The organism is Sphingopyxis sp. (assembly GCF_036402335.1).
GTDB lineage: Bacteria > Pseudomonadota > Alphaproteobacteria > Sphingomonadales > Sphingomonadaceae > Sphingopyxis.
On record NZ_DASWTD010000177.1, the window covers coordinates 1 to 6,055 of the forward strand.

General features: G+C 65.0%; 6 protein-coding genes and 1 pseudogene. 1 reads left to right on the plus strand and 6 read right to left on the minus strand.

Features of this window, described 5'->3' with window-relative positions; genetic code table 11:
* The 4 genes from VGD20_RS05535 to VGD20_RS05550 all read right to left on the minus strand — a co-directional run.
* The coding region (locus VGD20_RS05535) for an alcohol dehydrogenase catalytic domain-containing protein (RefSeq protein ID WP_331133494.1) at positions 1–240 on the minus strand (240 nt) is incomplete at its 3' end.
* On the minus strand, positions 237–1,442 hold the full coding sequence (locus tag VGD20_RS05540; RefSeq protein WP_331133495.1) for a glycine C-acetyltransferase: 1,206 nt from the start codon (positions 1,440–1,442) through the stop codon (positions 237–239). The genes VGD20_RS05540 and VGD20_RS05535, both read right to left, overlap by 4 nt.
* Positions 1,443–1,512: 70 nt before the next feature.
* Positions 1,513–2,076, minus strand: coding sequence for an XRE family transcriptional regulator (locus tag VGD20_RS05545; protein WP_331133496.1), 564 nt, complete (start codon positions 2,074–2,076; stop codon positions 1,513–1,515).
* A gap of 113 nt (positions 2,077–2,189) precedes the next feature.
* Positions 2,190–2,627 carry an Lrp/AsnC family transcriptional regulator gene (locus VGD20_RS05550; protein WP_331133497.1) on the minus strand — a complete coding sequence of 146 codons (438 nt, stop codon included), beginning with the start codon at positions 2,625–2,627 and terminating at the stop codon, positions 2,190–2,192.
* A 156-nt stretch (positions 2,628–2,783) separates the two neighbouring features.
* Between VGD20_RS05550 and VGD20_RS05555 the strand changes: the two genes are divergently transcribed.
* The gene (locus VGD20_RS05555) at positions 2,784–3,833 is read left to right on the plus strand and encodes an ornithine cyclodeaminase (protein ID WP_331133498.1); all 1,050 of its coding nucleotides are present in this window, start codon (positions 2,784–2,786) and stop codon (positions 3,831–3,833) included.
* Positions 3,834–4,636: 803 nt separating this feature from the next.
* On the opposite strand, the gene fahA is transcribed toward VGD20_RS05555, so the two are convergent.
* Together fahA and VGD20_RS05565 are read right to left on the minus strand one after the other, a co-directional pair.
* Complete coding sequence (fahA, locus tag VGD20_RS05560; protein ID WP_331133499.1) at positions 4,637–5,944, minus strand: fumarylacetoacetase; 1,308 nt, start codon at positions 5,942–5,944, stop codon at positions 4,637–4,639.
* Between the two features lie 2 nt (positions 5,945–5,946).
* Positions 5,947–6,055, minus strand: a pseudogene (locus tag VGD20_RS05565) (4-hydroxyphenylpyruvate dioxygenase); the annotation flags it as partial.

Consider the following 6,055-nt stretch of genomic DNA (forward strand, 5'->3'; position numbering starts at 1 on the left):
CTCGCCCGCGAATTCATGCCCGACGATCATGGGGACGGGGATGGTCTTCGCCGCCCAGCTATCCCAGTTGTAGATATGGATATCGGTCCCGCAGATCGCGGTCCGCTTGACGCGGATCAGGACATCGTCGGGTCCGGGCTCGGGAACGGGTGCGCGGCTCGACCAGATGCCCTCGCGGGCATGGAGCTTGGCGAGCGCGAACATGTCCGCGGCTCCGGCGGCCTGCGTCTGAACGCTCATCGCGCGGCCTCCAGCTGCTTTGCCGTTAGGGCGAACGCCTCAACCGCCTGATCGATCTGCTGCGGACTATGCGCCGCCGACATCTGGGTCCGGATGCGCGCGAGCCCCTTCGGAACGACAGGGTAGGAAAAGCCGGTGACGAAGATGCCCGCTTCGAGTAGCGCGGCTGCGAATGCCTGCGCGCGCGCCGCGTCGTGAAGCATCACGGGAATGATCGGATGCTCGCCGGGAAGCAGGTCGAACCCCGCTTTTTCCATGCCGGCGCGAAAGCGCCGCGTATTCGCGAAGAGGCGGTCGCGCAGAACGTCGCCCTCGTCCGACCGGGCGATCTCGATGGCCGCGAGCGAGGCACCACATATCGACGGCGCGAGCGCGTTCGAAAACAGGTAGGGACGCGCGCGCTGGCGGAGAAGCGCTACGACCTCGCGGCGGGCGGCGATAAAACCGCCCATCGCACCACCAAGCGCCTTGCCGAACGTACCGGTGATGATATCGACCCGGCCCTCGACGTCGCGGTACGCCGCGGTCCCCCGCCCCTTGGTTCCGAGAAGGCCGGTCGCGTGGCAGTCGTCGACCATCACGAGCGCTTCGTAACGGTCGGCGAGCACGGTGATCGCAGCGAGATTGGCGATTGCCCCGTCCATCGAGAAGACCCCGTCGGTCGCAATCAGGATCGTCCGCGCCCCGCCGTCGCGGGCTTTGCGCAGTCGCTCCTCCAGCTCGCCCATGTCGCCGGTGGCGAAACGCAGGCGCTTCGCCTTGCAGAGCCGGATGCCGTCGATGATCGAGGCATGGTTGAGGCTGTCGGATATGATTGCGTCATCCTCGCCGAGCAGCGGTTCGAAAAGGCCACCATTGGCATCGAATGCCGCGGCAAAGATGATCGCATCCTCGAAGCCGAGATAGGCAGCGATCGATGTCTCGAGTTCGCGGTGTATTTCCTGCGTCCCGCAAATGAAACGCACCGAGGCCAATCCCGCGCCCCAGCGACGCGTCGCATTGACCGCCGCGTCGATCACCCGCTGGTCGGAGGCGAGACCGAGATAGTTATTCGCACAAAGGTTGATCGAAGCGGCTGCGCGGCCGGCTAATGTCACGGCGGCGCCCTGCGGCGACGCCATGATCCGCTCGGGCTTCCACAGGCCTTGGGCCTCGATCGCGGCGATTTCGCCGACGACATATTCATAAAAACGCGATGACATGATTCTCACCTCCCTGACGGAGGCGAGGTACATAATAGTGGACTACATGTCCACTATATTGGAATTTTTACTAGAACAGATTGACGAGCAGCGCCTGGGCGTCGCTTTCGCCATCGTTCGCGATGCAATGCGGAATGTCGGCGGGATAGCGCGCGGTCATGCCTTCGAGCACCTCGCTACGCTCGTCGCCGGCCTCGACGATCAGCCGGCCCGCGATAACGGTAAGATGCTCCATCGAACCGCGCGCATGCGCAGCCGAGCGCAGGACACCGCCGCGTGCGATACGCAGGTCATACCATTCGATGCTGCCGACGCGTTCGGCGGGGCTGAGGATCTTGAGCACGCACAGCCCGTCATCGCTGCGCATTTCCGGAGTAAAGGCCGCACTGGCCAAGGCAATCCGCGGCGACGCCGCGCGCTGCCCGACGCCGAGCAGATCCGCCATTTCGATATGCAGCGCCTCGGCCAGCGCCCACACTGTCGCGACCGTCGGGTTCGCCTGCCCCCGCTCGATCTGCGAGAGCATCGAACGCGAGACGCCCGACATGCGCGCGAGGTCGTCGAGCGTCAGCCCCCGGTCCTTGCGCAACCGTTGCAGATGAGGCCCGAGCGGCGGCGGACCACCGTCTGTCATGCCGGGAGATTCCTGTACCACGTCGCCATCCGCTTTCGATCGTCGAACCCGCCCGAGGCGATAGGCTAGCCGCCAGCCCGGCGGCAACCCCTTTCCGGTTCCACCGTTCGCGGCTAGACCGTAGTCAGGAGCAGGCTGGTTTCGCTGCTGGCAACGCCATCGATCAGTCGCACCTCGCGCAACACCCGGTCGAAGTCCGCAAGACTGGCGGTGCAAATGTCGGCGACCAGATCCCAGTTGCCGTTGGTCGTGTGCAGCGCCCTGATCTCCGAGAACCCCCGTAGTCGCTGGATAACCTGCGTGGTCGACTTGCCCGTGACCTCGATCATCATCACCGCATGAACATTGAAGTCGTCATGGTCGGCGCGCACGCGGACGGTGAAGCCGAGAATCGTTCCGGTGCCGACAAGCCGGTCTAGCCGGTTCTGGATGGTGCCGCGCGCCACCCCCAGCGCGTCGGCGATCTTGGATAACGACGCGCGTCCATCGCCGCGCAGGTGCGCGATGATGCGGCGATCGAGATCGTCGGGAATGAATTTGGCGGATGTCATTGGCCCTCGCCGTGAGGTCTAGGTGGGGTGCGTCATTCCGTCAATTTTAATGATCAAACTGCCCGGTCTGTTGTCATATTTTCTACAGAATTGCCATTTCGACGAAGAACCGAAGTCGATAGCCTTGCCACGAACACTCCAGCCAAGGACCTTCCTATGCCGCCTGCCGCCTCGCCGCTCGCCTATGTGCCGTTCGTCAGCGTCGAGAATATGATGCGCCTCGTCCATCATTTCGGCCTCGAGACCGTCCTCCTCGAACTGACCGAGGCGGTCGAGGCCGACTATCGCCGCTGGGACAGTTTCGAGAAGGCGCCCCGCGTCGCCTCGCACTCTCGCGAGGGCGTCATCGAGCTGATGCCGACGTCCGACGGCGAGGTGTACAGCTTCAAATATGTGAACGGCCATCCGAGCAATACCGCCAAAGGCTTCCAGACGGTCACCGCATTCGGCGTACTCGCTCGGGTGGATACAGGCTATCCGTTGATGCTGACCGAAATGACGTTGCTCACCGCGCTGCGAACTGCCGCGACCTCGGCGATGGCGGCGCGCCATCTTGCTCCGTCCGACGCGAAGGTCATGGCAATGATCGGCAACGGCGCGCAGGCGGAATTCCAGGCGCTGGCGATGAAAGCCGTCATCGGTATCGAAGAAGTGCGCCTCTACGATGTCGATCCGGACGCGACCGCGAAGACGGCGCGAAACCTCGTGCACAGCGGCTTGCGTGTCGTTTCGTGCAAGGCTCCCGAAGAGGCGATCGAGAGCGCCCGCATCATCACGACCTGCACAGCCGACAAGGCCTTTGCGACGATCCTTACCGACAATATGGTCGGATCGGGCATTCACATCAATGCGATCGGCGGCGACTGTCCGGGCAAGACCGAGTTGCATCGAGACATTCTGGCCCGCGCCGCCACCTTCGTCGAGTTCGAGCCGCAGACGCGGATCGAAGGCGAAATCCAGCAGATGGGCGCGGACTATCCCGTGACCGAATTCCGGCAGTTTCTGAACGGCGAAGCGGAAGGCCGCCGCGACGCGGCACAGATCACGCTGTTTGACAGCGTCGGCTTCGCAATCGAGGATTTCTCGGCCCTGCGCTACATCCACGGCAAGCTCGAAGGCACTGATTTCTTTCAGCCGATCGACATGCTCGCCGACCCCGACGATCCGCGCGATCTCTATGGCATGTTGTTGCGCGCGGCCGCGTGACGCGCGGACGGAAGCCGGTACCGAACGCCCGCATCGGGCGACGCCGGCACCGATGAGCCGGACGATGGCAAAGGCCCGTGCGCGCCGCTTGCGCCCTCGGGGAGTAACCTGCTTCCGCCGGCTCCGCCGGGCGGGTCCATGGTCGCGGCGGCGAAAATCAGTATGGTATGCGACGCGCTCGCATAGCCGGGCAACTCACACTAGAACATGATGCTGGCGCCCCTGTAGAGGCCGGCGACACCCGAGCATCGTGATGCGGACGCATGAGTGTCCAGATTCGAACAGTGCACGGCTTGCGCGCTTTAATGTGATCGAGATGAAAGCGGATCGCTTGCGCCCTGGTGAAACCGACCTTGCTCCACGACCGTTCCTTTAGTGTGTAAGGCAAGCTGCCTCACCGACGGACTGCTCCATCTCCCGCTGAGACTGCCATGAGCCATGAGAAAGAAGTTGGGCCGCGGTGGAAACATTCATGCGGATATGGGGGCGCGACGATCGGATCATGCTCCTGCTCCGACACGGATGCCAGAAATGTGGGGGGCTGCCCGACAGCGACACGGCCTTCGCCTTATAAGCACGTGTGTCGGCCAAGGAGGGCGCCACGGAGCGCGACAGGGGAGCCTTCGTCGCACACGCGCAGGCCGATTTGATCGGCAGAAAGCGTAACGGTCACAAGTGGCAGACAACAAGCGCAACGCGGAGACCCTCTCGAGGAAAAAGCCGCGCCCCGCCGTGGATCAGCTCGTCGAGCGGACAGCGCCGGACGCCGGCGGGCGGGCGGGCGCCGCCGCTCCGCGGCGCGGTCAACGGGGGTGCACCACGCCTCGGCAGGGCCCGAAACCGATCGGCACGAAGCCCGGGGCACCGAGCCGGCCTGCGAGGAGGATCTCGTCGCCATCCTCGACGAAGCAGCGCTCCTCGCCGCCGGGCAAAACGACCGGCCGCCGGCCGCCCTCGCCGAGTTCGAGAAGCGACCCGAGGCTCTCGGAGTCCGCTCCCGAAATCGTCCCGGTTCCAAGGAGGTCCCCCGGGCGCAGGTTGCAGCCGTTGACGCTGTGATGCACGACCATCTGGGCCATCGTCCAGTACATATGCGACGCCGCGGTGCGGCTCAACCGGAACGGGGGGTGCCCTTCGGCGCGCATGCGCGCCGTCGAGATCAGCACCTCGAGCGTGGCCGACAGCGCTCCCGAGGACTGGTCCTCCTCATCGAGGAGATAAGGCAGCGGCTGCGGATCGCCTGCCGGGCGCGCGGGCTGGGCGGTACGGAAGGGCGCGAGAGCCTCCGCGGTTATGATCCACGGCGAGACGGTGGTGAGAAAATTCTTGGCGAGGAACGGACCGAGCGGCTGATATTCCCACGCCTGCAGGTCGCGCGCCGACCAGTCGTTGAGCAGACTGATCCCGGCAATCGCGTCGCCGGCGGAGCCGATCGGAATGGGCTCGCCGAGCGCGTTGCCGCTCGCGATCCAGACCCCGAGTTCGAGCTCATAGTCGAGCCGGGCGGTGGGCCCGAAAAGCGGCGCGTCGCGATCGGGAGCGCGGCGCTGCCCGGCGGGGCGGCGGACGGGCGTTCCCGATACCGCGACCGACGAGGCGCGGCCATGGTAACCGATCGGGACATGCTTGTAGTTGGGAAGCAGCGGATTGTCCGGGCGGAAGAGCTTGCCGACATTGGTCGCATGATGGATGCCGACATAGAAATCGCTATAATCGCCGATATTGGCGGGCAGATGCGGCGTGCAGTCTTCGGCGCGATGGAGCATGGGCTCGACGCGCGTGCGATAGGCCTCGTCGGACAACAGCGCCGACACCGCCCGCCGGAGCGCGGTTCGCGGTGCCGCGCCGAGCGCAAGCAGGGCGTTCAGCGACGCGCCCGATCCCGCGAGCGCCGCTGCCTTTGCCGCGCCTTCGAGCAATTCGCTTGCCGCGAGCTCGCCGAGGTCGAGGACAAGGTCGCCGATCGCGATCGCGCCGCGCGCGCCGCCGCCGGGCGGCGCGACCACCCCGAGCGGGAGGTTCTGGACCGGAAAATCCGGATGACCGGCCGCGGATTCCACCCAGCTTTGCCGAGCGGGATCATGCGTTTCATCGATGACCGGGCGTGCCATGATCAGGCGTCCACGACGATCACGCCGCGGCGGATCTGGTCAAGTTCGATCGATTCATAAAGTGCCTGGAAATTTCCGTTGCCGAAACCCTCGTTGCCCTTGCGCTGGATG